We start from the raw sequence: 26,045 nt of genomic DNA, 5'->3' as shown, positions 1-26,045 counted from the left end.
CCCAGGTCCACGCGCTGGACAGCACGCAGAGCCGCGCGCTCACCAGCACCCAGCTCGCCGCGCTGGACCCCGACAGCCTGGCCGGCATGTCCACCACCGCCTTGCACGGCCTGGCCGCCAGCATGTTCTCGGCCCTCACCTCCACCCAGGTGGCGGCGCTGACGAATGCCCAGGTCGCCGTGCTCGACCCGACCCAGCTGCAGGCCATCACGCCCGCCGCGCTGCATGCGATGAACCCCGGCCAGATGGCCTGGCTCAACGCCACCCAGCTCGAATCGCTCGGCACCGCCCAGCTCGCCGCCCTGCTGCCACAGCAGCTCGCCGCCTTCACGCCGGCGGTGATCGCGGGCCTCAGCGGCGCCCAGCTCGACGCGCTGACGCCCTCGCAGTTCGCTTCGCTGAGCCAGGCCCAGGTCGCCTCGATCTCGCCCTATCACCTGAGCGGCCTGAGCACCGCGGTGATCGCCGCGATGAGCCCGCAGCAGCTGGCCGGCCTGACCGATGCGCAGGTCGTCACGATGACCTCCGCCCAGCTCGCCGTGCTCGGCCCCGCGCAGATCACCGGCCTGAACCCGAGCGCGCTGGCGGCCATGTCGCCGGACCAGTTCGCCGTCTTCCGCGCCGACCAGATCGCCGCGATGAGCGGCGACCAGATCAGCGCGCTGAGCTATGGCGACATGGCCCAGCTGTCCACGCAGGCGATGGCGGCGCTGGGCCCGCAGCAGCTGCAGGCGCTGACCGCCACGCAGGTCGCCGCGCTCTCCGCCGACCAGGTGGCCGCGCTCTCCGCCGCCCACTTCGGCCTGCTCGGCTCGGCGCAGCTCGCGGCCCTGGGCACCGCGCCGATCGCGGTGCTCACCGGCGACCAGCTCAACGCACTGGCCACCGACACCATCTCCGCGCTGACCCAGGCCCAGATCGGCGCGATGAGCACCGCCGAGATCGCCTCGATGGACATCGCCCACATCGAGGCCTTCACCGCCACCCAGCGCGAGGCAATGAACAGCGGGCAGCTGGCCGCGCTGAACGGCGTGTTCGGCAGCCTGAGCCCCGACCAGGTCTCGGCGCTGAGCGACGCGCAGGTGCTGGCGCTGACCGCCGCGCAGATTTCAGCCTTCAGCGATGCGCAGATGGCTGGCATCAACGCCAGCGCCCTGTACTCGATGTCGGCCAAGGAGTTCGCGCTGTTCCGCCCCGACCAGGTCGCCGCGCTGACCACCACGCAGATCGGCGCGCTGAACTACGGGGAGATCTCGGTCCTCACCACGGCCCACATCGTGGCGCTGACACCCGCGCAGCTGGAGGCGCTGACGCCGGCCCAGCTCAGCGTGCTCAGCTCCGACCAGGTGGGCGCGCTGTCGGCCGAGCATTTCGGCCTGCTCGACGGCCGGCAGCTCGCCGCCCTGGGCACCTCGGCCATCAGCCATCTGAGCGCCGACCAGTTCAACGCGCTGGCCACCGACACCATCGCCTCGCTCACCGCCACCCAGATCCACGCGCTGACCACTGACGAGCTCTCCAGCATCGACATGACCCATGTGTCGGCCTTCACCGGCGCGCAGCTCGCGCAGATGAGCGCGGGACAGCTCGCCGCGCTGAACGGCGCCTCGCCGCTGGTGCTGGACCTGTCGGGCCTGGGCGTGCAGACGGTGGACGCGGCGCACGGCGCGCATTTCGACATCAACGCCACCGGCCAGGCCAGCAGCATCGGCTGGGTCGGCGCCGGCACCGGCCTGCTGGCGCTGGACCTGAACGGCAACGGCAAGGTGGACAGCGGCGCCGAGCTGTTCGGCACCGCGACGACCCTCGCCAACGGCCAGCGCGCCAGCAACGGCTTCGAGGCGCTGTCGCAGCTCGACACCAACCACGACGGGCACATCAACGCCGCCGACGCGCAGTTCTCCCAGCTCAAGGTCTGGGTCAACAGCACGGACGGCAGCGGCGGCGAGCTGGTCTCGCTGGCCTCGCTGGGCATCGTCGACCTGAACCTGAACGCCACCCACACCGACACGCTGCAGAACGGCAACCTGATCGGCATGAGCAGCAGCTACACGACCAGCAGCGGGGCCACGCATGCGCTGGATGATGTGTGGTTCGCGCAGTCGCATGCGGCGACGACAAGCACGGCCGCGGCGCCTCAGCTGAGCGACCTGCTGGCGGGCCCGTCAAGCGCCGTGTTGCCGGAGTCGACCAGCCATGCGGCCACGGCCCATGCGGCGACAACACTCGTGCACCAGCAGCGCCAGGACGAAGACCAGTTCCACCGCTGGGGCACGATGCTGATCTGAGACCTAACGCCCAGGCTGGACGGCAGTGCGTTCCGCCAGCGAGGCCACCTGCTGCGCGGCCAGCGGCACCGGATCGGCCGAGGCGCTGGCCGCCGCCCGTGCCGCCACCGACCAGCGCAGGTGCTGCGGTGGCCGGGCCTCGGGGTAGTTCATCATGCTGTAGAGCAGGCCGGCCATCATCGCGTCGCCGGCGCCGGCCGTGTCGGTCAGATCGGCGCGGGGCGGCTGGGCGTGCCACTCGGCGGCGCCGCGGTACAGCGTGGCGCCGGCGGCGCCGCGGGTCAGCAGCAGGCAGGCGTTGGGGTTCCAGCTGCCGATCTTCGCGAGGCCCTCGGCCGGGTCTTCAGTGCGGAACAGCCCGCGCAGGTCGTCCTCCGAGACCTTGATCAGGTCGGCGATCGCGCACATGCGCTCCAGCGTCTCGTCATAACGCGCATCCATGCCGGGGCGGAAGTTCGGGTCGTAGCTGATGCGTTTGCCCTCCACCTTGAGGCTCCCGGCCAGCTGGACCAGGCGCTCGGCCAGCGGCGGCCGCGCCAGCGAAGCCGAGCCGAAATGCGCCCAGCGCAGCGCGCGCACCCAGCCCACCGGCAGCGCCTCGGGGCGGAAGGCCAGGTCCGCGCTGTCGTTGCCGATCAACGGGCTCGGCGTGCGGTGCAGGCCCGGCTGGGCCACCACGCGCAGCAGCGGCGGCTTGGCCACCTGCTGCAGGAAGCGCAGGTCCAGGTTGGCGTCCACGCTGGCCTGCCAGATCGACTCGCCGAAGACATCGTGGCTGATGCTGCCGGCAAAGGCGCTGCGCTCGCCCAGGGCGCTCATCGCCACCGCCACCCGCCAGGGCCCGCCGCCGCAGACGCTGCGCCAGCGGTCCGGCCCGACGCGCACCAGGTTGGTCTTGGCTTCGCCGAAGGCGACGAAACGCGGCAGGTCGATGTGCAACTGCGGATTCATGCCCGTGATTCAATGCGCGCGCATTGATCCAGGGCAACCCCCTACGACTGTGAGGACAGGGGAATTCGCCTAGCATCTCCGACCGGGCCGCTGGGAATTGAAGCGGCACAATCGACCCCATGACCGAGAAAGTCCTGATCCCGCTGACCGACCTGCGCCGCCGCTGGGCGCCGCAGCCGCTGGCGCCCGCGGGCCAATTACTGGACGCGCTCGGCCGGCCGCTGCGCGACCTGCGCATCTCGGTCACCGATCGTTGCAACTTCCGCTGCAGCTACTGCATGCCCAAGGAAGTCTTCGACAAGCACTACGAGTTCCTGCCGCATGCCGCGCTGCTGAGCTTCGAGGAGATCACGCGGCTGGCCCGCGTCTTCGTCGCCCAGGGCGTGCAGAAGATCCGCCTGACCGGCGGCGAGCCGCTGCTGCGCCGCCATATCGAGACCCTGATCGGCATGCTGGCCGGCCTGCGCACGCCCGAGGGCCTGCCGCTGGACCTGACGCTCACCACCAACGGCTCGCTGCTGGCCCGCAAGGCGAAGGCGCTGAAGGAAGCCGGGCTGCAGCGGGTCACCGTCAGCCTGGACGGCCTGGACGACGCGGTGTTCCAGCAGATGAACGACGTCGGCTTCCCGGTGGCCGAGGTGCTGGCCGGCATCGAGGCCGCGCAGGCCGCGGGCCTGGGGCCGATCAAGGTCAATATGGTCGTCAAGCGCGGCACCAACGAGGGTCAGGTCTTGCCGATGGCGCGGCATTTCCGCAACAGCGGCATCGTGCTGCGCTTCATCGAGTACATGGATGTCGGCGCCACCAACGGCTGGCGCATGGACGAGGTGCTGCCGTCGTCGGCCGTGCTGGACCTGCTGAAGAGCGAGTTCGAGATGAAGCCGCTCTCCCCGGCCGCGCCGGGCGAGACCGCCGAGCGCTGGGCCTATGCCGACGGCGGCGGCGAGATCGGCCTGATCTCCAGCGTCACCCAGGCCTTCTGCGGCGACTGCAACCGCGCCCGCGTGTCCACCGAGGGCCGGCTCTACACCTGCCTGTTCGCCCATCGCGGCCACGACCTGCGCACGCTGCTGCGCGACCCGACGCAGGACGACGAACACCTCGCCGGCGCCATCGCCGAGGTCTGGGGCGGGCGCAGCGACCGCTACTCGCAGCTCCGCTCCAGCGCCGACGCACCCGCCCAGGAACGCCGCGTCGAGATGCACTACATCGGTGGCTGAGATGGAGCCCCTCGTCCAAGGAGTACCTTGGCCGGTCCCCAGAGGGGACGGCGACGCTCGCGGGGGTTGCCCCGCTCGCACGTCGCCAGACGGGCCGGCTTGGGGCGGCCCGGCGCTCGGCCCGACGCAGTCGATCGCACGAATGGTCGAATGAACCGGGATATCACCGGCCTGATCCTGGCCGGCGGCCGTGGCAGCCGCATGGGCGGCGTGGACAAGGGCCTGCAGTTGCTGGACGGCAGGCCGCTGGTCGAGCATGTGCTGGCGCGGCTGCGCCCGCAGGTCGGCGCACTGCTGATCAATGCGAACCGGCATGCCGATGAATACGGCCGTTATGGATGCCGGGTGGTGGCCGATGCCGATGCGAGCTTCGCCGGCCCGCTCGCGGGCATGCTGGCCGGCCTGCGCGCGGCCGGTACCGAGTGGCTGCTGGCCGTGCCCTGCGACGCCCCGCTGCTGCCGCCGGACCTCGCTGCACGACTGGCCACCGAGGCCGACGTCGCGGTTCCCGAAGGCCCGGACGGCCGGCTCCAGCCTGTCTTCTGCCTGCTGCGCACCCGCCTTGCCGTCGAACTGGACCGTTACCTGAGCGGCGGCGGCCGCAAGGTCGAGAGCTGGCTGCTGGCGCAGCGGCACCAGCGCATCCCCTTCGACCGCCCCGGCGACGAGGCCGCCTTCTTCAACGCCAACACGCTGGCCGAGCTGCGCCGGCTGGAGAATGGCCCGCATGGCTGAACTCGCCGCTTCCTCCACCGCCCCCGCCGACTGCCGCATCCGCCTGCTGCGCGAGCCGGAGCTGGTCGCCTACAAGGCGCTGCGCGACGGCATGCTGGCCGGCCATCCCGACGCCTTCACCTCCGACGCCGAGACCGAGCTCAAGCGTGACGCCGACAGCTACCGCCCGCGCCTGGGCGGCAACCCGCATGGCGGGCCGCTGTTCACGCTGGCCGCCTGGAGCGGCCCCCAGCTGGTGGGCGCCATCAGCGCCGAGCGCGAGCCGCGCCAAAAGGTGCGCCACATCGCCCACATCGTCGGCATGATGGTGGCTGACGAGATGCAGGGCTGCGGCATCGGCGCGCTGCTGCTGCAGTCGGCGCTGCGCCTGCTGCAGCAGGACGCCACGCTGGACCAGGCCACGCTCAGCGTCACCGCCAGCAACTTCGGCGCGGTACGCCTGTACGAACGGCATGGCTTCATGCGCTACGGCCTGCTGGCTGGCGCGCTGAAGCTGCCCGACGGCAGGCTGCTGGACAAGGCCCTGATGGTGCGGCCGCTGCGCTGAATCCGACCGTTAGCATCATCCCGCCCATCATGTTCGATATCGCTTCCTGCCTCTCGGGCCACGACCCCGACGCCCTGCCCGTCCCCGTCGCCCGGCAGGCCATCGCCCGGCTGCTGCCCGCGCCGCCTGCGGCCGAGTCCGTGCCGCTGCGCGAGTCGCTGGGCCGCGTACTGGCCGAGGACATCGTTTCCGGCCTGCAGGTGCCGCCGCAGGACAACGCGGCGATGGACGGCTATGCGCTGCGCGGCACCGATCTCGCCGGGGAAGGCCCGACCCGGCTGACCATCGCCGGCACCAGCCTGGCCGGCGACCAGCCCGCCGCCGAGCTGCCGCCCGGCCACTGCCGCCGCATCATGACCGGCGCCGCGATGCCGGACGGGCTGGACACGGTGGTGCCGCAGGAGTTCGTGCAGCGCGACGACACGCAGGGCTGCATCGTGATCCCCGCGGGTGTGCTCAAGCCCGGCGCCAATCGCCGCCTGGCCGGTGAAGACCTGGCCCTGGGCGAAGTGGCCCTGCGCGCCGGCCGCCGCCTGGCCCCGGCCGACCTGGGCCTGATGGCCTCGCTCGGCAAGGCCGAGGTGCCGGTGCGGCGCCGGCTGCGCGTGGCGATCCTGGCCACCGGCGACGAGCTGCGCCCGGTCGGCACGACGCCGCTGCCGCCCGGTTGCATCTACGACAGCAACCGCCACACGATGTGGGCGATGCTGCAGCGCCTGGGTGTGTGCGAGGTGCTGGACCACGGCGTCGTGGCCGACGACCCGGCCGCGTTGCGCGCCGCCTTCACCCGTGCCGCCGCCGAGGCCGACGTGGTGATCAGCTCCGGCGGTGTCAGCGTCGGCGAGGCCGACCACACCAAGGCCGTGATGGCCGAGCTGGGCGAAGTGCTGTTCTGGAAGCTGGCGATGCGGCCTGGCCGGCCGCTGGCCATCGGCCGCATCGGCGAGGCATTGCTGTTCGGCCTGCCCGGCAATCCCGTCGCCGTGATGGTCAGCTTCTACGCCTTCGTGCGCGAGGCGCTGCTGGCGCTGGCCGGCGCCACGCCGGCGCCGCTGCCGCTGCTGCGCGCGCGGCTCACGTCGCCGCTGCGCAAGAAGGCCGGCCGCACCGAATACCAGCGCGGCATCGTCGGCCGCGCGGCCGATGGCGGCGGCTGGCAGGTCGAGATCACCGGCAGCCAGGGCTCGGGCGTGCTCAGCAGCATGAGCCGCGCCAACGGACTGCTGGTGCTGGACCACGCGGCCGGCGACCTGCCTGCGGGCGCCGAGGTGGACGTGATCCCCTTCGAAGGCCTCATCTGACTATCTGATGAGGCTGAGGTCGAAGTCCACGACCAGCTCGTCCCGCACCGACAACAGGCCGCCCAGCACCGAGAACGGCGCCAGGCCGTAGTCGCTCTGGCGCAGCACCAGCGATCCGGCGACCTTGATGCGCGCATCGCTAACGTCGACGTTCAGCGGCACCCATTGCGAGCGGCGACGGCCATGCAGCTCGATCTCCACCTCGGCCGCCAGCCGCGGCGCCTCGCCGGTGATGCGCAGCGCGCGCAGCCGCACCTGCGGGAAGCGCGCGGCCTGCAGCCCGGCCTCGCCGAGCATGTTGGTGCGCGTGCCCTCGATGGCATCCGCCGAGGGCACCGAGGCCCACGCAGGCCCCAGCGCCGCCCGCTCGGCCGGCTCGTCCAGCACCATGCCGGCCAGGTCGAAGGCCAGCAGGAAGCGCGCGTCGGCCAGCGGCCCCGGCTCGGGCAGCACCAGCGTGCCGGACAGGCCCGGCAGCGTCAGCACATGGTTGTGGCCCAGCCTCGCGGCCGCGCCGCCGCGGAAGACCAGGATGCGGACCTTGCTGGCCGCGGCGTCCAGGCGGTAGGCACGGCGGCCCGCCTCGGGCAGGCGCCAGTCGGCGGCGGCATCGACAGCAGCAGGCTCCGGCACCTGCGCGCAAGACGCCAGCAGCAAGGCGCAAAGTAGCAGGCAAAGATGAGGTCTGATCATCCGCACATTTTGGCCGTCAGCCATGCAACATGCCCGCGGCTGCACTAGCATTGGCGCATACGTTCAATCCGGAGAGCCGACCATGGCCGCCTCGCCCTTCCGCCCCGCCGTCGAGCTGATGGTGCAGTACGCGCACTATCACCGCGACCGCCGCAACATCGTCACCCACTTCGTCGGCATCCCGCTGATCGTGTTCTCGATCGGCGTGCTGCTGGCACGCGCGCAGTTCGCCCTGGCCGGCTACTCGCTCAACGGTGCCTGGGTCGTCTGGGCGCTCAGCACCGCCTGGTACCTGACCCGCGGCAACCTCGCCCTGGGCCTGGCCACCAGCGCGGTCAACGCGGCGCTGATGGCGCTGGCCGAACCGCTGGCCGCGGGCTCGGTGGCCAGCTGGCTGGGCTGGGGCATCGGCAGCTTCGTCGTGGGCTGGATCATCCAGTTCGTCGGCCACTACTACGAGGGCCGCAAGCCGGCCTTCGTCGACGACCTCGTGGGCCTGCTGATCGGGCCGATGTTCGTCGTCGGCGAGGCGATGTTCTCGCTGGGCTGGGGCCGCTCGATGCTGGACGAGATCGAGCGCCGCGCCGGCCCGACCCACATCCGCGACCTGGCCCAGCCGATCGGCTGAAGCCGTCTCCTTCCTCCGCCGCCGTCACCCGCGTGACGGCGTTTTTCTTTTGTCCTTCCCCGCATGACCCAAACGATCCTCATCATGGGCGCCGGCTCGGTCGGCTGCTACCTCGGCGGCTTGCTGGCCGCATCCGGCGCCACGGTGCATTTCGTCGGCCGGCCGCGCGTGCTGCAGGCGCTCGGTCAGTCGGGCCTGACGGTTAGCGACATGGACGGCCGCAGCAGCACGCTGCCCGCCGCGGCCCTGCAGCTGCACGAGGCCGTGCCCGCCGGCCTCGCGCCCGAGCTGACCCTGCTGTGCGTGAAGAGCGGTGCCACCGTCGATGCCGCCCGCGAGCTGTCCACCGCACTGCCGGCCGGCAGCCTGGTGCTGTCGATGCAGAACGGCCTGGGCAACGCGCAACGCGGCCAGGCTGCGGCGCCGCAACTCGACTGGCGGCCCGGCATGGTGCCCTTCAACATCGCGGAGCTGGGGCCCGGGCGCTTCCACCGCGGCACCGCCGGTGCGCTGGCCGCCCAGGGCCGCACCGACGAGCCCGCGCTGCAGGCGCTGGCCGCGGCCTTCGCCAGCCAGGGTCTGAAGCTCAGGCTGCATGCCGACCTGCAGGCGATCCAGTGGGGCAAGCTGGTCATCAACCTGAACAACCCGGTCAACGCCCTCTCGGGCCGGCCGCTGCGCGCCGAGCTGCTGGAACACGGCTACCGCAGCTGCTGGGCCGCGCTGCAGGAAGAGGCGCTCGACCTGCTGGAGGCCGCCGGCATCGAGGTGGCGCAGATGACCGCGCTGACGCCGCGCAAGCTGCTGCGCGTGCTGCGCCTGCCCTCCCCGCTGTTCCGCCTGGTCGCGGCGAAGATGCTGAAGGTGGACGAGAAGGCCCGCTCCAGCATGGCCGACGACCTGGCCCTGGGCCGGGTCACCGAGATCGATGCGCTCAGCGGCGAGGTGGTGCGGCTGGCCGCGCGCCTGGGCCGCCGCGCGCCGCTGAACGAGCGCATCCAGCAACTGGTCGAGGCCTGGCCGCAGCAGCGCGAGTTCTTCGCGCCGAAACAGCTGCTGGCCGCATTGCGTCAAGGATGAGCGTTATGGATCAAGACGAGGACTACAAGGCCCGCGCTGCCGCCCTGGTGGCGCAGATGACGGTCGAGGAACAGGCCACGCTGCTGTCCGGCGACGGCTGGTGGCGCACCCACGGCGTCGAACGCCTGGGCCTGGCGCCGATCAATGTCTCTGACGGCCCGCACGGCCTGCGCAAGCTCGAAGGCGGCTATGGCGACAGCGTGCCCGCCACCTGCTTCCCCACCGCGCCCTCGCTGGCCGCGACCTGGAACACCGCGCTGCTGCGCGAGGTCGGCGCCGCGCTGGGCCGCGAGTGCCAGGCCCACGATGTGCAGATCCTGCTGGGCCCCGGCATCAACATCAAGCGCTCGCCGCTGGCCGGCCGCAACTTCGAATACTTCAGCGAAGACCCGCTGCTGGCCGGGCGCATCGCCGAGGCCTATATCGACGGCCTGCAGGGCGAAGGCGTGGGTGCCTCGCTGAAGCACTTCGCGGTGAACAGCCAGGAGACGCGGCGCATGTCCACCAGCTCGGAGATCGACGAGCGCACGCTGCACGAGATCTACCTGCCGGCCTTCGAGACCGCCGTGAAGGGCGCCAGGCCCTGGTCGGTGATGAGCGCCTACAACCCGGTCAACGGCAGCTATGCCAGCGAGCACCGCGGCCTGCTGACCGGGGTGCTGCGCGAGCGCTGGGGCTTCACGGGCTTCGTCGTGTCCGACTGGGGCGGCATCAACGACCGAGTGGCCGGCGTGGCTGCCGGCAACAACCTGGAGATGCCCGGCAGCGGCGCCCACAACCGCGGCAAGATCATCGCCGCCGTCGAGGCGGGTGAGCTGGATCGCCAAGTGCTCGCGCAGTCCGCCACCGAGCTGGTGGCGGTGATGCTGAAGGCCCTCGCCGCACGCAAGCCGGGCGCCAGCTTCGACGCCGCCGCCCACCACGCGCTGGCCCGCCGCGCCGGCGGCGAGGGCATCGTGCTGCTGAAGAACGAGGGCCAGGTCTTGCCTCTGCAGGCCGGGGCCACGGTCGCGCTGGTCGGGGCCTTCGCGCGCCGGCCGCGCTTCCAGGGCGCGGGCAGCTCGCAGGTCAATCCGATCCGCGTTACCAACGCGGCGGAGGAACTTGCCGCGCTGGGCTTCCAGACCGTCGAAGCCGCAGGCTGCGATGACGAGGGCGAGACCAGCGAAGCGCTGCTGACCGAGGCCGTCGCGCAGGCACGGACCGCCGGTATCGCCATCGTCTTCGCCGGCCTGCCCGACAGCTACGAGTCCGAAGGCTTCGACCGCCGCTCGCTGTCGCTGCCGCCGGGCCATGTCCGGCTGATCGAGGCGGTAGCCGCGGTGCAGCCGCGCACGGTGGTCGTGCTGATGAACGGCGCCGCGGTCGAGATGCCCTGGGCCGGCCGCGTGGCCGGCATCGTCGAGGCCTGGCTGGGCGGCCAGGCCGGTGGCGGCGCGCTGGCCGACGTGCTCAGCGGCCGGGTCAACCCTTCGGGCAAGCTGGCCGAGACCTTCCCGGTCGACCTCGCGCAGACCCCACCCTTCCCCGCCTTCCCGAGCGACACCGGCAAGGCCTTCTACGGCGAAGGCGTGTTCGTCGGCTACCGGCACTACGACCGGCGCGGCATCGAGCCGCTGTTCCCCTTCGGCTTCGGGCTCAGCTATACGAGCTTCGCCTACACGGGCATCGCCTGCCCCGGCGAGTTCGATGCCGATGGCGAGGCGCCGCTGATGCTTGAGCTCGGCATCCGCAACACCGGCGCCGTCGAAGGCCAGGAGATCGTGCAGCTCTACGTGCAGGAGCATGAGCCGGCCGAGCCCGGGCCGCTGCGGGAGCTGCGCGCCTTCGACAAGGTCCGGCTCGCGCCAGGCGAGGAGAAGACCGTTCGCTTCACGCTCGCGCGGCGCGACTTCGCCCATTACGACACGCGCCTGGCCGCATGGGTCGTCAAGGCTGGCGCCTTCGACATCCACGTCGGCTCCTCCTCGCGCGAGCTGCCGCTGCGCGCCACCGTTGCCGTCAAGGCCACGGCGCCGGCTCGCCCCTTCACCCGCCGTTCGCTGGTGCAGGACTTCCGCGGCCACTCCGCGCTGTTCGAGGAGCTGGTGCGCGCGCTGGGCATGGGCAAGCTGCTGGACACCGTCGATGCCGAGGACGACGTGGCCGCCCGCAAGGCCCGCATGTCCACCTGGGTCTTCGTCAACGAGATGCCGGTCAACAAGGTGCCCGCCTTCTCGCTGGGCGCCTGCAGCGAGCAGCGCATCGACGAGATCATCGCCCTCGCCTCCGCCAACACTCAACGATGACTGACCAAGCACGACGCCGTGTCTTCGCCGGCTTCTTTCTCTACTCTTTCGGCTATGGCGGCTTCGCGCCGCGCCTGGGCGAGCTGCAGCGCACGATGGACGTCACCGAGGGCCAGCTGGGCCTCGGGCTGATCGGCGCGGCGGTCGGCACGCTGCTGTCGTTGAGCTTCTTCGGCCGGCTGATCGAGCGCATCGGCCACCGGCGCATCCTGCTGGTCGTGCCCACGCTGGTGCCCGCGCTGTTCGCCGTGGCCTCGCATGCGCAGGGGCCGCTGTCGCTGTTCCTGATCCTGCTGCCGGCGGGCCTGCTGATCGGCGCGATCGAGGTGGTGGTGAACCTTGAGGCCGACCGGGTCGAGCATGCGCAAGGCAAGAGGCTGATGAACCGCGCACATGCCTTCTGGAGCTTCGGCTTCTTCAGCGCCGGGCTGCTGGGCGCGCTGGCCGCGCGACTGGGCATCAGCCCGCAGCTGCAACTGGCGTTGATGGTGCCGCTGGGCGGGGTGCTGTCGCTGCTGCTGCTGGGCCGCTTCGAGCCGGCGCCGCCGCGCGAGGGCAATGGCGAGCCGACGCCGCACTTCGCCGCGCCCACCTGGCCGATCATGGGCCTGGTGGCGCTGTCGCTGTCCGCGCTGATGATGGAAGGCGCCAGCTTCGACTGGGCCGCCATCTTCATGCGCGATGCGGTCGGCGCCGCGCCCTGGCTGGGCGGCAGCGCGGTGGCCACCGGCGCGCTGGCGCAGGCGCTGGCCCGCTACCTGGCGGACAGCCATGTGGAGCGCCACAGCCCGCGGGCCGTGGCGCGCGTGCTGCTGACGGTGCTGGCGGTGGGCGTCGTGCTGGTCGTGTTCGCGCCGAACGCGCCGCTGGCGCTGCTCGGCTTCGCGCTGATGGGCATCGGCACCAGCGTGATGTTCCCGCTGGCCATGTCGGCCGCCGCGCAGCGCACCGACCGGCCGGCGCCGGTCAACGTCGCCGCGCTGGCGCAGACGGCCTTCGTCGCCTTCATGGTGGGCCCGCCGCTGCTGGGCTTCGTGGCCGAGCACCTGGGCATCCGCTGGACCTTCGCCGTGGGCCTGCCGCTGGTGGCGCTGAGCCTGGCGGTGTCGCATGTGCTGGCGAAGAAGCGATGACCAGGAGTGATGGTGAACTAATGCGTTAGTTCAGCGCACCGGGCGGGCATGAGGTCAGCCCCGGGTCAGGCCGCAACGAATGTACTGATTACATGTAGTTGCTGGACCCAGGGTCGTACCTATGAACCGCTTGCTCACGCGCTTTCGCATCGGTCCGCGACTGGGGCTCGGCTTCGCCGCAGTGCTGGTGCTGACCTTGCTGGTCGGCCTGTTCTCGATCAACCGGCTGGCGCTGGTGAACGACGCGACCACCGACCTGGCCACCAACTGGATGCCGGCGATCCGCGCACTGGGCGACTACCGCGCGGCGATCGCCGACGCGCGGCGCGCCGAGCAGGTCTATGTGATCGAGCAACGGCCCGATGCCATCGCCGCTTCGCAGCGCAACCTCGACCAGGCTCGCCAGGCGGCCGACACCGCCTGGAAGGCCTATGCCGCGACGATCACGCCCGGCGACGAAGAGAAGCTCGCGGCCGACATCCAGTCGGCCCAGCAGCGCTACTACGACGGCCTCGCGCAGCTGCTGGCGCTCAAGCACGAGGAGGCCGACTTCCTCGAGAAGGCCCGCGATATTTCGCTGAACCGCTCCGGCGCGGGCTTCGATGCGCTGGTCCAGGGCCTGCAGCGCGACGTCGACTTCCAGAGCAAGGGCGGCGCCCAGGCCTATGACCTCGCCGAGGCGTCGTACGGCCAGACACGCATGGCCGTGATGGCCCTGCTGGCCGTGGCGGTGGCCATCGGCGCGGCGCTGGCCTGGCTGATCACCCGCTCGATCACCGCCCCGATCGGCCGCGCGCTGACGGTGGCCGAGACGGTGGCCGCCGGCGACCTCACCTCGCGCATCGATATCGACGACGGCAGCCGCGACGAGACCGGCCTCCTGCTGGCGGCGCTGAAGCGCATGAACGAGAGCCTGGTGCGCATCGTCTCCGAAGTGCGCAACGGCGCGGACTCGATCGCCACCGGCTCGGTACAGATCGCCAACGGCAATGCCGACCTGAGCCAGCGCACCGAGGAACAGGCCAGCAACCTGCAGCAGACAGCCGCCTCGATGGAGCAGCTCACCGCCACGGTCAAGCAGAACAGCGACACCGCCAGCCAGGCCACCCGGCTGGCGGGCGACGCCTCGCAGGCTGCCGAGGACGGCGGCCGCGCGGTGGGCCGCGTGGTCGCCACGATGAACGAGATCTCCGAGGCCTCGCGCCGCATCGCCGAGATCATCGGCACGATCGACGGCATCGCCTTCCAGACCAATATCCTGGCGCTCAATGCCGCCGTCGAGGCCGCACGCGCCGGCGAGCAGGGCCGCGGCTTCGCGGTGGTGGCAGGCGAGGTGCGCACGCTGGCCCAGCGCAGCGCGCAGGCGGCCAAGGAGATCAAGGCGCTGATCGGCGCCAGCGTGGAGAAGGTCGAGGGCGGCACGCGGCTGGTCGGCCAAGCCGGCGAATCGATGCAGGCCCTGGTGGGCCGCGTGAAACGGGTCAACGACCTGATCGCCGAGATCAGCAGCGCCAGCCGCGAGCAGAGCACCGGCATCAGCCAGATCGGCGACGCGGTCAGCCAGCTGGATCAGGTGACGCAGCAGAACGCGGCGCTGGTCGAGGAAAGCGCCGCGGCGGCCGAGAGCCTGAAGCACCAGGCCGCCACGCTCTCGCGGGCGGTGTCGGCCTTCCGCTTGTGACGCCGGCTATGAGTCGCTGCGGGCTCCGGCCATGCGCTGCTCCCAGATCGGCACGAACTCGCTCATCACCTTGGCATACGAAGGCCGCTGCTGCGCACGCTGCCAGTAGCGCGACAGCGCCGGCCGGTCGTTGAACGGGAACACGAACTGGGCGTAGAACAGCGGCGGGATCGCCGCGCAGTCGGCCATCGTGAAGGCATTGCCGGTGAGCCAGTCCTGGTTCGACAGGCGCTGCTCCATATTGGCGAAGGCGGCGCTCAGGTACTTGCGGGCGCGGGCGGCGTCGTCCTCGTTGACCGGGCGGAAGCCGATCTTCTGGAACAGCAGCTCGACCACCGGGTTGTCCACGTAGAGGTCGCACATGCGATCGCTGAAACGGACCTGGCGCGCGGCCTCGCGGTCCAGCGGGACCAGGCGCGGCGTGTCGGGGAAGGTCTCGTCCAGGTACTCGATGATCGCGGTGGACTCGGGCAGGCCGAAGCCGGTCTCGGGCTTCAGGTAGGGCACCTTGCCGATCGGGTAGACCTGCTCGTAGGCGGCGCGCGACTCGGCCGAGGCGAGGTTGACGATCTCGGTGTCGAAGGCCAGCCCCTTCTCGTGCAGCGCGATCAACGTCTTCTGCGAGTAGGTGGACAGGGGAAAGTAGTAAAGCTTCATGTCGGCTCCTGGGTGCCCGGCCGTTCGAGGTAGACGTGCAGGCGGGCCAGGCAGGGCCGCCAGCCGTGGACATGGAGGTCGCGCATCTCGGGCGCGGGGAATTCGCGGTGCAGCAGCTGCAGCTCGGTGCGGGCCTCGTCGAGCGCGCGGAAGCCCAGCTCGACCTCGGTCAGCACCGGGCTGCCCTCCCACTGCCAGCTGAAGCGCAGGCGCTCGTTCGGGGTGATCTCGCGGTACTCGCCGCCGACCGCCATCAGCGTGCCGTCGTGCTTGCGCAGCACGATGCGCCAGCGGCCGCCAGGGCGCAGGTCGATGCTGGCCTCGGGCACGGTCATGTCGGTCGAGCCGAACCAGCGCTGCATCTGGGCGGCGTCGCACCAGGCCGAGAACACGCGCGCCAGCGGCGCCTCCAGCACCTCGGTGATGCGCAACTCGTTCGTCATCGTCAACGCTCCTTCTTCAGATGCTCGGCCAGGCCGCCCAGGCGGCGGGTCCAGAACTGCCGATAGATCGTGATCCAGTCCAGCGCGCCGGCCAGCGCCTCGGGCGCCAGCGAGCAGTAGTGCGTGCGGCCGTCGACGCGACGCTTCAGCAGGCCGGCGTTCTCCAGCACCACCAGATGCTTGGACACCGCCGGCAGCGACATGTCGAAAGGCTCCGCCAGCTCGGACACCGTGGCCTCGCCCTGCGCCAGCCGGTGCACCAGCTTGCGGCGCGTGGCGTCGCCCAGCGCGCGGAACACCGCGTCCAGCGGATCGGCCTGCTCCTCTTCCGCAGCAGGCATTCGTTTAACCATGTGGTTTAATATAAATCAGATAACGGCGATGTCAAGCGGTGTCAGCGCGCTCGACTCAGGACCAGAAAGTCAGCGCCACGTCCGGGCCGGGCTTGCGAGACGGGCCGGCCGGCTTCTTCACCGGCGTGCCCAGCGCGATCCAGCCCAGCAGCGTCTCGCCGGGCTCGCAGAAGGCCGCGGCGATCTGCGGATCGCGCACCTTGGCGCCGCTGAGCATCTTCCCGCCATAACCGAGAAGATGAGCGGCATCGAGGAAGTTGGCCAGCGCCCCGCCGACGCAGACCCACTGCTCGTGCGCCGGCACCTGCGGATGGCCCAGGTCGATGCGCGCGACCACCGCCACCGTCACCGGCGGCTTCAGTGCGCGCTCGGCATCCATCGCGGCGCCGGCCTCGTCCTTGCCGGCGCGGCGCGCGGCATCGGCGAACAGCGCAGCCATGCGCTCGCGCGCGACACCACGAACCACCTTGAAGCGCCAGGGCAGCAGCTCGCCATGGTCCGGGCCACGCAGCGCGGCCTCGGTCATCAGGCGCAGCGACTCGTCGTCCGGGCCGGGTTCGACGAGGTGCTTGGGGCCGACCGAGTAGCGGCTCAGCAGCGCGTCCAGCGTGGGGGTCAGGTCTTGCGTCATCGTCGTCTCACTCGTTCCAGGTCAGCTCGGCAAGCTCGCCGGGGTCGATCGGATGGCCGGCCTTCGCAGCCGCCGCCTTCCATGCAGCCGGCGCCGGCGCCACCCGGGCCGAGGGCTTGCCGCCCCACAGGCCCACCTTCAGCGCGAACACCACCGCGCCGCCCTGCACCGGCGGCGCGGGCACCGCCTGCAGCTGCTTCACCAGCAGCTCGCCCAGCGCCGCGCTCGGCGCCGGCGCATCGAAATCGAGCCAGAAGCGCGACTTGCCGCCAGGCCGGATGCCCACGACGACGAAGCCGCTGCCCGCCGCTCCCGGCCCCGGCAGCCGCGCCTGCCGCTGCAGCGCGCGGATGTACTCGCCGAAGGCGTCCACGCTGGGCACGCGGGCCTTCATCACCTCGTCGGGCTGCAGCAGGACGATGTCGTAGGTGGTCAGCGGTTCGACGGCGGCGGCGCGCCCGGACAAGGCCAGCAGGACCAGGGCGAGTAGCGCGAAGCGATAGAAGAAAGCGAAGAAGAACGATGGCATGTCCGCATTGTGCTGGAGGGCGGTCGAGCGGCCGCCCGGCCCGGTCGCGGCGATGACTGCGGCAAAAGGCCGACAGGGTCAGACTCGGCTGTCGTTGTCATTCAAGCAAGCGCAAGGAGAACGTCGATGGACGAGCCCGATGCCCTGCTCTCGCACTTGCAGGCGATGAACTGGCGCGAGGAAGCCGGCCAATATGCCGGCTACCTGCATGCGGGCGTGGTCGTATGCGCTGATCGACACCGCATGCGGCTTCGCGGCTGCGACGCTGGTCGGCCCGAGGCTGCTGACCTCTCACTTCTCGGTCAATTGCCTGCGCCCGGCCGTCGGCCAGCGCTTCCTGACACGGGCCCGGGTCGTCAAGCCGGGGCAGCAGCAGGTGTTCACCAACTGCGAGCTGTTTGCTTTCGACGGAGGGAAGAAGGCACGGCTTGTTGCGACAGGGGAGACGCTGCTAGTTGTGCTGGGGTTGGGGGAGGCGGCTTGAGGCTGGTCAGAGCCATTCAAAGCCAGCGGCGCGAGCGGCAGCTTCGGATCTGCGCCGATCATTTGGCGGGCGGCGCTGCGTATGTTCTGCTGCAGAACTGAGACCGGCCGCTCGACAGTTGGCGACCGCGAACCGAATCGGACGACCGGTCCAAGTTGGGCCGGCCGATTGGACCTGGCCCGTTACAGTCGTTTGATGCTCACAAGAGCAGCCATCCGGGCGGAGAGCCACCTACGCGGCAGCTAGCCATTTGAAGAGTTTCGGCATCAATCGAAAGCTGACTGCTCCTTTGAAACCTCTTCAATCAAGTCTTCCCATGGCCACTTCACAGTGGCGAACTTGCGATACAGCAGCAACTGCTTATCGACAACGCTGATCTTCTCGTCCTGCTGGTCATAGGCAAGTACCAAGCCTCGCCCATCACTATCAACTTGAAGTTCCGGAAATCGAGCCAGCACTGCCTTTAGGTTGCCCAACTGAATCCGCGGCTGTCTGGCATGTGCCACAGCATGGATGGCCTTGGCCGAGAGACCGGAAGCCAGTTCCGTATCGCCGGCCGACATAACCGCGGCCATTCCGTGCGCGTAGATGCCCGTTGAATTTTTCCTTGTCCGAATGCCCTCACACACTCGTTTCGCAAAAGCCTGGTACAGCTGATTCAGCTGCTCAGCGACATGCATCGCCGCGTCTTGCACGGCGGCAACATTGTCGACAACAAGTTCCGTACCGTCGGGCGCTGCAGCTGTGATCCCGAGTTCATCATCGATCAAACGCAGCGCCAGCTTCTGCAAGAGGCCCACGCTTTCGTAAGAATTCTGGGCCAGTTCAACTGCGACTTGTTCGGTTGGCCTCAGGTTGAGCTTGGCGCACCCCTTTTGAAGAACTTGCTTCAATTCGGCAGGCTGCCAGATAACGGACAGCTCCTCAATTCGATCTGACAAATCTGGATTGAGCGTGATGAGCATGTTCTCGCTGATCCAAACACCAACCACCACCACGAAGGTCTTGTAGTCCCAAAGTGTCTTGAGGTCAAAGGCGAACTTGCGCTGCTCTTCGATCGGTAGATAGTGGAAATCTTCGATGACCAGCACGCGTCCAGATGCTCGAATGAGCGAAGCTATGAACTCCAGATCTCCGATGTCCTTGCCTACCGCCTTGTCTTTCGTGGTGTCCTGATGTTCCCCAGCAATCTCCCCCGATCCTGTCGCCTTCGCTATCAACTTAAACCCCGCCTCACCTGATGCCGCGATCTTCCCCTTGATGGCGTTTGTTGAAGTCTTCTCAAGCTCGACCCTGACATCTAGACGCGCGAGCGCGTCGCGATAGATGTCGAGCGTCGTATATGAGAGGCGACATTGAACAATGATCGGATCAGTCAGCACCCGCTGCCTAAGCCAAGACTTTCCAGCTTTTGAAGCACCCCGAATCGCAATGTGAGTCTGTTGTCGCTCCACAAGCTTGCGGAATTCGCGATCCAGCGAGCCACGATCGATGTACGAATGCTCACTGACAGCGGGCTGGATCCCGAACACTTCGTGTGTTTTCATGCCTTCCCCATTGATTGAGACCCGGGGATATTAAAGCTAAAAGTGTGTCGAGTTACGGTCGTCCATGAACTCGAGGGGCATGGTAAAGGACCACCTCGGGCCGAGTGCGAACGCGTGATGTCAGCCCCGAAAGCGGTCAACCATGTTGGGACGAAAGCTGTCAGAGGCAACTGGCCGCCGCCTGGGCCGGTGCCGACTGACCGCTTCGGATGGAGCTCAACTGCACGTCCCAGCCAGGAGCCGCCGGTCGCGGCGGTCGGGCCGACGATCAGCCCAAGCTGGAGGGGACGACCGTCCTGAACAGGCTGGCGTCGGCGAATTCGGGCTTGCGGCAAGACGTCATTAGCGTTCGCTTGACAGCTCGGGGTCGGGACCGGCTCACCATCGATCAATTCCAGCGACTCGGCAGGCTAAGAAGCGTTGCGGAGCGGCGTGTTGATTGTTACCGGGCAGCCGTGAGCCGACGAATAGACCCAAGTATTGCTGCCCGACACTCGTATAGCCACCTTCCGAAAATAACCAACATCACACATCCTCCCCATTCGAGTATGTGAGATACCACATCCCATCCCGCATGATGCACAAATATCTTATCGTACACGGACATCAAATAGTACGGTGATATGACCCACACGAGAGCGACCTCTCCAAATGCCTGAAATCTATGCATTTTTGCGTCATGCAATTCCTTTCTGGTCAACTCAATTTTCTCCTTTAAGGCGTTTGCCAGTTGCAGAATATTTGAGTGCTTATCTTCGGTGAATGCAGTAAAGCTGTGCGCGCGATACAACTTGTGACTTACATAGTCATCGTATTTTTGAAACCCAGGAATGCTGCCAATATCCATGGCCTTTGCGAGATTTATGAATAGATCTTGATAATACCTGGATCTGTTGTTTCTATATCTGAGTCCAAAGCGCATGTGATCATTCATATCTGTCAATGCATGAATGACGCTATCCAAATTTCGCTGCCTGTATTCTTCGATAGAGTTTGACTTGCACACATTGTCGATGGATAACGTAGCCCTTTTACACTCTCGTTTTAGATTTCTCCAAAAATGACGCTCCACGGTCGAGATCGGCATAGGTCGACTGTTGGGTCCTAACGTTCGCCTGCAAAAGGCTGAAATATTCCGAAGAAGTGAAGTCAGTGACTCAAGATCCCTCTCGTTAGATGTTAGGAAATCTTGAAACTCTGGAATATGTGGATGCAGATATGAACCATGAGGCACACGGTAATCGGTTGTCCTTGTTTGATAACTTTCGATAATCGCAAGAGATTTTTGAACATCAATGCCGAAATATAGCTTCTTCTCAACGCTTCTTAATATTCTTTTGATTTCCACCAAGGTCTCCGAGAGTTGGCCTACAGCGGTGTCGATGTTTGCTTTTAGGCTCTCCATGTCGCGAGTCGCGTCGATTTGTGCAAGTTCGAAGTCCAAATTGGAAAGAATTTGATCTCGAACCAATGTACGTCCGAAATCGATGACGCTCGCAACACGAATCGTACCAAGCGTATGAAGGCGCCCTACGATTCGCCCCACAGTACGGTCGTCATCTGTATCAAATAGCAGTACGTAAGTTAGGCGATCCGAAAGTCCGCCTCGAATTGTTGTTTTCCCTAGATTGCTCCCATAGAGAGCTATATCCTTCTCAAAGGTAGACCAAGTATATTCGGAAGATTCCGTGGATCTCGTCTTATTAACTGTTCGACCGGGTTCATATCCCTCATGATCTGCAGTCAGTAATAATGGGAAAAGTGTCTCGGTAAACTTAAGCTTCCCAGATTCGGTAGTGAAGTTTCCTCGCGAACATAGACGCTTGGTAAGTGATAGATTGCCTGGGATTGTGCTAATTGAATCAATTCCTGAAATATTGGCAATGCAAGTGTCATTCCCAGAGGTGGGGGTAGTCTCGAGAAGAAAGCCCCTAAAATCAGCAAACTGCTCGTTTATCCAGCGCTGTTGCGCAGATTTGCCGATTGAATCAACCGACTGCTCCAGGATTGTATCGAAGTCACTCCAAATTTCTTCTCTTAGCTGCTTAATGCTCGCGGCGAACTTTGAATCTGTAGATCTAGGTCCGTGATCATTCAATGTTCTCAATATCCAAGACATCGCTTCACTATGATTGGTCGATGTTGGCACTCCATGTTCCCGTACGAATTCGACAGCAATGGAAATGGTGAAATATTCCTCGAATACTTCAAAACGCAAAACGACGGGCATTTCTTCCCATTCGCTACGAATAACGACGATCTCATATCTACTCCCGTCATGAGAAATGCTATGATGATATCGAAACGCTCCTTCTGAAAATGCGTAGCTATTCCGTAGGAGTTCAATCGAATCGCCTTCATCCTCTCTGGATCTTCTCGAATCGGATGAGTGCTCCACATGCCGATTTCTAAGATTTGTGGTAATTGTCTCTACATTCCGATGAGGGTGGGCCTTTCGAGCATTTTCTCTTGATCGATTGACCAATTCGCCACGAATGTTGAGAATAAATCCTTCTATTCGGTCTATCCACGTGGTCTCATTGATGTCTGATTCGTCTCGCCTATAGGAAAGGTGACGAGTTACGGCTGGAAGCCTAATTGGCTGATGAATTTTTCTGTGTATGTCGCTGGCGCTGGGGTTTAGGTAGTGCTCTGCACCTAGTCCGACGATATCTGATATGTCAATTGAATGCGTTGTCGTATTCACCCAAGCTCCCCTTAAATTGCAGTGATCTTTTTTGACTGAATCTGCAGTTCTCGCTTGCGCACGACGAAGGCGCCCTGAGTCCGGGCTCGGTGCTCGTCACTATGCAGTCGTCCGACCGATTGAATCTTGGCGTTATTTGCCGGATATTCGCAAGACGGGAGTAGTCCCATATCGATGTCGTCGCTTTCGACTTGCCCGTACGCAATGTTAAGGAAGACGATTTATTGCGACCTGTGCTAGTACTAGTCCTGGCATCCCGGCACCAGCGCGGCTTATAGGCAGCATCCGTGCATTCGCTGCCCGAAGCGAATCGACCAGATTCACTTCGGACTGGCCCGCGAGCCGCGCGCTTACGACGGGATCGGGGCGGCCGCGAGCGTTTGGCGGCTCAGGGTGAATGACTGCTCCCGCTGCAAAGCCGAATCAACAAGCCCCATTTCATTCCTCATGGCGGAGGGGAACAGGAGTCGAACCTGCCCGGCGGCGCGTGGCGCCACCCACCGGGTTTGAAGCCCGGCCGACACACCGGTGTCGTCTCCCCTCCGTGTCACGCGCTGTTGAACAAGTCCCTGCTGTCGGTGCGCAGCTTGTGCACGTCGCCCACCCGTCTGAGCAGGCCCACCCGATCGAAATACTCCAGCACCTGGATCGCCCGCTTGCGTCCCAGGCCGGTGGCATCGCGGAAGGCGGCTGCCAAGACCTGACCCTCGGCCGCCGCGGCCAGATCCCGCACGATGGCGGCCATCTTCTCAACCGCCTCGGGCGCGCAGTACAGGTCTTTCACCAAGGTATGAAGCGCACCCTGCTGGGCCAGCCGCGCCAGCGTGGCACGCATCAGCGTCTCGCCCTCCTGCGCGTCGCGGGCCAGGTCGCGCACCCAGGCGCCCTCGAAGCCGGCGCCGGCCAGCAGCGGGGCCACCTTCTGCGCGATGCGCTGCTCCAGCGCCGACAGCTGCACGCCATGTTCGGGCAGATGGACGAAGGCGCCGCGCTGGGCCAGCCAGCCTTCGTCGCGGCCGCGGGCCAGCAGCTCGCGCCACAGCGGCTCGGGCAGCCGCGGCGCGGCGAGGCGGCGCAGGCGGCCGGCTTCGGGGCCGGGCTCGTCGGGATGCGCGGCATGGAAGTCGGCCAGGCGCTGGCGCAGTTGCTCGGCCAGCAGCTGCGCCGCGGCGCGCGACAGGGCCAGGCCGCCGGCGAGCAGGCCGGCATCGGGGGCCAGGTCTTGCCTGGCTTGCGCATCGATGCCCTCCGCGCTGGCGAAGCGCTCCAGGTCCAGGCCCAGCGGTGCAACGTCGAGCAGGGCCTGCAGGCGCGCGGCCGGGGTCGGCTGCGCATGCAGCGCCGCCAGTTCGGCCAGGCGCTGGGGCATGCGGCGGTAGCGGGCCGGCGCGAAGGGGTCGAGCACGACGCCGCCGGCCATCGTCCGGCTGGCACTGGCATCGCGCAGCACGACGCGGTCGCCGCGCCAGGCGCCGATCGGCTCGTGAAGCACCAGCTGGGCCAGCGCCTCGCCGCCAGGCGGCAGCGCCTCGGCATCGAGCAGGGCCACCGAACCCATCACGGCACGCGCGCCGAGATGCACGTGGACGGGCGTGCCCGACCGGAGCGCGCGAGGCTCGGCGGGCCACAGGCGCAGCTGCACGTCGATGCGCTCGCTGGCGGCGGCGGCCTCGGGTGCCACCAGCCACTGTCCGCGAGCGACCTCGTCCTTGGCGATGCCCACCAGGCCCAGCGCACAGCGCTGGCCGGCTTCGGCCACGCCCACGCTGCGGTTCTGCGCATGCAGGCTGCGCACGCGCAGGCGCCGCGGATGGCCGCCGTCCGGGCACAGCGCCAGCTCGTCGCCGATCGCCACATGCCCGGCATGCACGGTACCCGTCACCACGGTGCCGACGCCGTCGAGGCTGAAGCTGCGGTCGACGGCGAGGCGGAAGGCGCGGCCGGCCGGACGTCCGACGGCATGGGCCGCCTCCGCAGCCAGCAACTGACGCAGCGTCTCGACACCCTGCCCGGTCGTCGCGCTCAGTTCCAGCACCGGCGCCTGCGCCAGCGCCGAACCGGCTCGCAATGCCTCGACCTCGGAACGCACCTCGGCCAGCCGCGCCGCCGAGGCGCGGTCCGCCTTGGTGATGACGACGGCGCCGCGTTCCAGCCCCAGCAGGCTCAGCACGGCCAGGTGCTCGCGGGTCTGCGGCATCGGGCCGTCGTCGGCGGCCACCAGCAGCAGCGCGTAGTCGATGCCGGTGGCGCCGGCCAGCATCGTGTGGACGAGGCGCTCGTGGCCGGGCACGTCGACGAAGCCGATGGCCCCGTCGCCCGAGAAGGCATAGCCCAGCTCGATGCTGATGCCGCGCTTCTTCTCCTCGGGCAGCCGGTCGGTATCGACGCCGGTGAGCGCCCTCACCAGCGTGGTCTTGCCGTGGTCGATGTGACCGGCTGTTCCGATGATCACGGGGTCAGGTCGTGAGTTCCCGCGAGCTGATCGTGTACTTGAAGGTATCCGGCGAGAGCTCGTCGAAGCGCCCGCTGGCGTTCTCGCCCTGCGGGTACATCAGGAAGGGCAGCGAGGCCTTGCCGGCGGCCCCGGGCAGCGTGATGTCGTGGCCGGTGTTGTAGGCGATCCAGTTGCCTTCCCAGCCGCCGAACAGCGCCTTGTCCACCGGCGCGATCAGCGGGTTGGAGGCGTCCTTGATCCACTCGGGCGTTTCCTGGCGCATCACCTTGAGCACGTCGGCCGGGTCCATCGCGACCCAGCCGTAGGCCTTCAGGTAGACCTCGGCGCGGCAGTGCTGGGCACCCTTGAGGCTGGCCGGGTTGCCGCCCAGCTCGCGGTAGCCGAAGGCTGAAGGGCTGACGCGCAGGCCGTAGAGGTCGCGCGCCGGCACGCCGACCGAGCGGCACAGGCCGACGAAGATCGCGTTCAGGTCCGCGCACTTGCCGCCCAGGTTGCCGGTCTCCAGCATCGTGCGCACGTCGCCGGTGCCGCAGCCGCGCACGCTCGGTTCGCGATGGGCGTTGGTGACCAGCCAGCGGTAGATGGCGCGGGTCTTGTCGATGTCGGTGCGGGCCTTGCCGATCGCCTGCTGGGCGGTCTTCAGCACGATGCCGTCGACTGGCACCAGCTCCGTGGCCACCAGGTTGGCCTTCAGCACCTCGGGATCCTCGCTGGCGCGGCCGGGCTGGCTCCAGTCGACCTTGCGGCCGCGGGTCTGCACGCGGCTGGTGAGCGAGAGCTGCGGCTGCTTGACCGAGGCCGGGAAGTCGGCATGCACCATCCGCACGCCCTCGGCCGACACGATGCCCACGGCTGCCCCGGGGCTGGCCTGCCAGTCCTGGCTCAGTGTGCGCTGGAAACCGGTCTCGACGTCGGGCATCGGCAGCCAGAGCTGCGTGCGGCCCTGGGCATCGGCGACGCTGACGTTCATCGTAACCTCGAAGGTTCGCCAGGGGCCGGGCTGGGGATCGAAATGCGTCACGGCGGCGCGGGCCTGGCGCGCGGGCAGCGCGGCCGCGAAGGCGGCGGCGCAGGCGGCTTGCAGAGTCTGTCGGCGGGTGGTGTTCATGCGTGTGTCCTCATGGGAAATCCTTGTTTGTCCTTGTTCAGAGCAGCGCTTCGATCCAGCGCCGGGCCTCGGGGCCGTTCCAGTCGACCTGGCCGACGATGGTGGCCACGGCGCGTCCGTCGCGGCCGACCAGCACGCTGGTGGGGAAGACGCGGGCGCCCCAGGCGCGCGAGGTGAGGCCGTCGGCGTCGCGCAGGATGGGCAGCGACATCGGCAACTGGTCGAGGAAGTTCTTGATGGCGGCGTCGGTCTCATGCTGGTTCACGCATTCGATCAGCAGGCCGCGCTTCTCGTAGAGCGTGGCGAGCAGTTCCATCGTCGGCAGCTCGTCGCGGCACGGCGGGCACCAGGTGGCCCAGAAGTTCAGCAGCACGACCTTGCCATGGCCGTCGGTGGCCAGGTTGAAGCGGGCGCCCTTGCCCTCATGCAGGGCGAGGTCCAGCGGCGGCGTGGGCTTGTCCTTGGGCCAGGGGCGGCGGACGAAGCCGCGAGGCGGATCTTGCTGCGCCTGGGCGAGCAGCGACGATGCCAGCGCGGCCAGGGCGGTACGGCGGGAAAGATTCATGATGGCCGGCATCCTAAGGCC

General features: G+C 67.6%; 22 protein-coding genes, 1 tRNA gene and 1 pseudogene. 11 read left to right on the top strand and 13 right to left on the bottom strand.

All coding sequences use genetic code 11. From position 1 onward, the window contains the following. A pseudogene (locus B0W88_RS33620) lies at window positions 1-2,288 on the top strand (hypothetical protein); the annotation flags it as partial. 3 nt (window positions 2,289-2,291) lie between these two features. On the opposite strand, the gene B0W88_RS14485 reads toward B0W88_RS33620, so the two are convergent. Next, window positions 2,292-3,239: a carbohydrate kinase gene (locus B0W88_RS14485; protein ID WP_077035357.1), complete on the bottom strand. Its 948-nt coding sequence runs from the start codon at window positions 3,237-3,239 to the stop codon at window positions 2,292-2,294. Window positions 3,240-3,358: 119 nt separating this feature from the next. Between B0W88_RS14485 and moaA the strand changes: the two genes are divergently transcribed. The 4 genes from moaA (at window position 3,359) to glp (ending at window position 7,042) form a co-directional block, all read left to right on the top strand. Then, on the top strand, window positions 3,359-4,459 hold the full coding sequence (gene moaA / locus B0W88_RS14480; RefSeq protein WP_077035356.1) for a GTP 3',8-cyclase MoaA: 1,101 nt from the start codon (window positions 3,359-3,361) through the stop codon (window positions 4,457-4,459). Between the two features lie 150 nt (window positions 4,460-4,609). Then, window positions 4,610-5,194 carry a molybdenum cofactor guanylyltransferase MobA gene (gene mobA / locus B0W88_RS14475; RefSeq protein ID WP_077035355.1) on the top strand — a complete coding sequence of 195 codons (585 nt, stop codon included), beginning with the start codon at window positions 4,610-4,612 and terminating at the stop codon, window positions 5,192-5,194. Further along, window positions 5,187-5,741, top strand: coding sequence for a GNAT family N-acetyltransferase (locus tag B0W88_RS14470; protein ID WP_083748790.1), 555 nt, complete (start codon window positions 5,187-5,189; stop codon window positions 5,739-5,741). Before mobA ends, B0W88_RS14470 begins: the two co-directional genes overlap by 8 nt. A 29-nt stretch (window positions 5,742-5,770) precedes the next feature. Further along, a complete protein-coding gene (glp, locus tag B0W88_RS14465; RefSeq protein ID WP_077035354.1) occupies window positions 5,771-7,042 on the top strand; it encodes a gephyrin-like molybdotransferase Glp in 1,272 nt (423 codons plus the stop codon). On the opposite strand, the gene B0W88_RS14460 is transcribed toward glp, so the two are convergent. After that, a complete protein-coding gene (locus tag B0W88_RS14460; protein WP_158080858.1) occupies window positions 7,043-7,699 on the bottom strand; it encodes a YceI family protein in 657 nt (218 codons plus the stop codon). Between the two features lie 118 nt (window positions 7,700-7,817). Here B0W88_RS14460 and B0W88_RS14455 point away from each other — a divergent pair, with 118 nt between their 5' ends. The 5 genes from B0W88_RS14455 (at window position 7,818) to B0W88_RS35195 (ending at window position 14,545) form a co-directional block, all read left to right on the top strand. Continuing rightward, window positions 7,818-8,363 carry a DUF962 domain-containing protein gene (locus B0W88_RS14455; protein WP_077035353.1) on the top strand — a complete coding sequence of 182 codons (546 nt, stop codon included), beginning with the start codon at window positions 7,818-7,820 and terminating at the stop codon, window positions 8,361-8,363. Between the two features lie 63 nt (window positions 8,364-8,426). Then, window positions 8,427-9,443 (top strand): 2-dehydropantoate 2-reductase, encoded by a 1,017-nt coding sequence (locus B0W88_RS14450; protein WP_077035352.1) that lies wholly within the window; start codon window positions 8,427-8,429, stop codon window positions 9,441-9,443. 5 nt (window positions 9,444-9,448) lie between these two features. Then, window positions 9,449-11,731, top strand: a complete 2,283-nt coding sequence (locus B0W88_RS14445) for a glycoside hydrolase family 3 C-terminal domain-containing protein (protein ID WP_077035351.1) — start codon at window positions 9,449-9,451, stop codon at window positions 11,729-11,731. Next, window positions 11,728-12,864, top strand: a complete 1,137-nt coding sequence (locus B0W88_RS14440) for an MFS transporter (RefSeq protein WP_077035350.1) — start codon at window positions 11,728-11,730, stop codon at window positions 12,862-12,864. Before B0W88_RS14445 ends, B0W88_RS14440 begins: the two co-directional genes overlap by 4 nt. Before the next feature lie 121 nt (window positions 12,865-12,985). After that, window positions 12,986-14,545 carry a methyl-accepting chemotaxis protein gene (locus B0W88_RS35195; protein ID WP_077035349.1) on the top strand — a complete coding sequence of 520 codons (1,560 nt, stop codon included), beginning with the start codon at window positions 12,986-12,988 and terminating at the stop codon, window positions 14,543-14,545. A gap of 6 nt (window positions 14,546-14,551) precedes the next feature. Here B0W88_RS35195 and B0W88_RS14430 read toward each other — a convergent pair whose 3' ends face one another. The 5 genes from B0W88_RS14430 to B0W88_RS14410 form a co-directional block, all read right to left on the bottom strand. Then, window positions 14,552-15,202 carry a glutathione S-transferase family protein gene (locus tag B0W88_RS14430; protein WP_077035348.1) on the bottom strand — a complete coding sequence of 217 codons (651 nt, stop codon included), beginning with the start codon at window positions 15,200-15,202 and terminating at the stop codon, window positions 14,552-14,554. Further along, window positions 15,199-15,645 carry an SRPBCC domain-containing protein gene (locus B0W88_RS14425; RefSeq protein ID WP_077035347.1) on the bottom strand — a complete coding sequence of 149 codons (447 nt, stop codon included), beginning with the start codon at window positions 15,643-15,645 and terminating at the stop codon, window positions 15,199-15,201. Before B0W88_RS14425 ends, B0W88_RS14430 begins: the two co-directional genes overlap by 4 nt. A 2-nt stretch (window positions 15,646-15,647) precedes the next feature. Next, the gene (locus B0W88_RS14420; protein WP_077035346.1) at window positions 15,648-15,986 is read right to left on the bottom strand and encodes a helix-turn-helix transcriptional regulator; all 339 of its coding nucleotides are present in this window, start codon (window positions 15,984-15,986) and stop codon (window positions 15,648-15,650) included. Window positions 15,987-16,053: 67 nt separating this feature from the next. Beyond that, on the bottom strand, window positions 16,054-16,629 hold the full coding sequence (locus B0W88_RS14415; protein ID WP_077035345.1) for a nitroreductase: 576 nt from the start codon (window positions 16,627-16,629) through the stop codon (window positions 16,054-16,056). Window positions 16,630-16,636: 7 nt separating this feature from the next. Further along, window positions 16,637-17,158 carry a hypothetical protein gene (locus B0W88_RS14410; protein WP_077035344.1) on the bottom strand — a complete coding sequence of 174 codons (522 nt, stop codon included), beginning with the start codon at window positions 17,156-17,158 and terminating at the stop codon, window positions 16,637-16,639. A 193-nt stretch (window positions 17,159-17,351) separates the two neighbouring features. Here B0W88_RS14410 and B0W88_RS14405 point away from each other — a divergent pair, with 193 nt between their 5' ends. Then, window positions 17,352-17,642: a PaaI family thioesterase gene (locus B0W88_RS14405; protein WP_233151716.1), complete on the top strand. Its 291-nt coding sequence runs from the start codon at window positions 17,352-17,354 to the stop codon at window positions 17,640-17,642. 266 nt (window positions 17,643-17,908) lie between these two features. On the opposite strand, the gene B0W88_RS14400 is transcribed toward B0W88_RS14405, so the two are convergent. The 6 genes from B0W88_RS14400 to B0W88_RS14380 all read right to left on the bottom strand — a co-directional run bounded on the left by B0W88_RS14400 (window position 17,909) and on the right by B0W88_RS14380 (window position 26,024). Then, complete coding sequence (locus B0W88_RS14400; protein ID WP_077035343.1) at window positions 17,909-19,189, bottom strand: hypothetical protein; 1,281 nt, start codon at window positions 19,187-19,189, stop codon at window positions 17,909-17,911. A 442-nt stretch (window positions 19,190-19,631) separates the two neighbouring features. Then, window positions 19,632-21,896, bottom strand: a complete 2,265-nt coding sequence (locus tag B0W88_RS32995; RefSeq protein ID WP_144006769.1) for a hypothetical protein — start codon at window positions 21,894-21,896, stop codon at window positions 19,632-19,634. Between the two features lie 448 nt (window positions 21,897-22,344). After that, window positions 22,345-22,440: transfer RNA gene (locus tag B0W88_RS14395), tRNA-Sec, on the bottom strand. 3 nt (window positions 22,441-22,443) lie between these two features. After that, complete coding sequence (gene selB / locus B0W88_RS14390) at window positions 22,444-24,348, bottom strand: selenocysteine-specific translation elongation factor (protein ID WP_077035342.1); 1,905 nt, start codon at window positions 24,346-24,348, stop codon at window positions 22,444-22,446. Between the two features lie 4 nt (window positions 24,349-24,352). After that, window positions 24,353-25,459, bottom strand: a complete 1,107-nt coding sequence (locus B0W88_RS14385; RefSeq protein ID WP_077035341.1) for a transglutaminase-like domain-containing protein — start codon at window positions 25,457-25,459, stop codon at window positions 24,353-24,355. A 37-nt stretch (window positions 25,460-25,496) separates the two neighbouring features. After that, the gene (locus B0W88_RS14380) at window positions 25,497-26,024 is read right to left on the bottom strand and encodes a TlpA disulfide reductase family protein (RefSeq protein ID WP_158080857.1); all 528 of its coding nucleotides are present in this window, start codon (window positions 26,022-26,024) and stop codon (window positions 25,497-25,499) included. Between the last annotated feature and the right edge of the window lie 21 nt (window positions 26,025-26,045).

It is taken from the genome of Pelomonas sp. KK5 (assembly GCF_001984095.1).
GTDB lineage: Bacteria > Pseudomonadota > Gammaproteobacteria > Burkholderiales > Burkholderiaceae_C > KK5.
The sequence above is the reverse complement of the archived record's forward strand: the minus strand, read 5'-3'. Positions and strand labels throughout refer to the sequence as shown.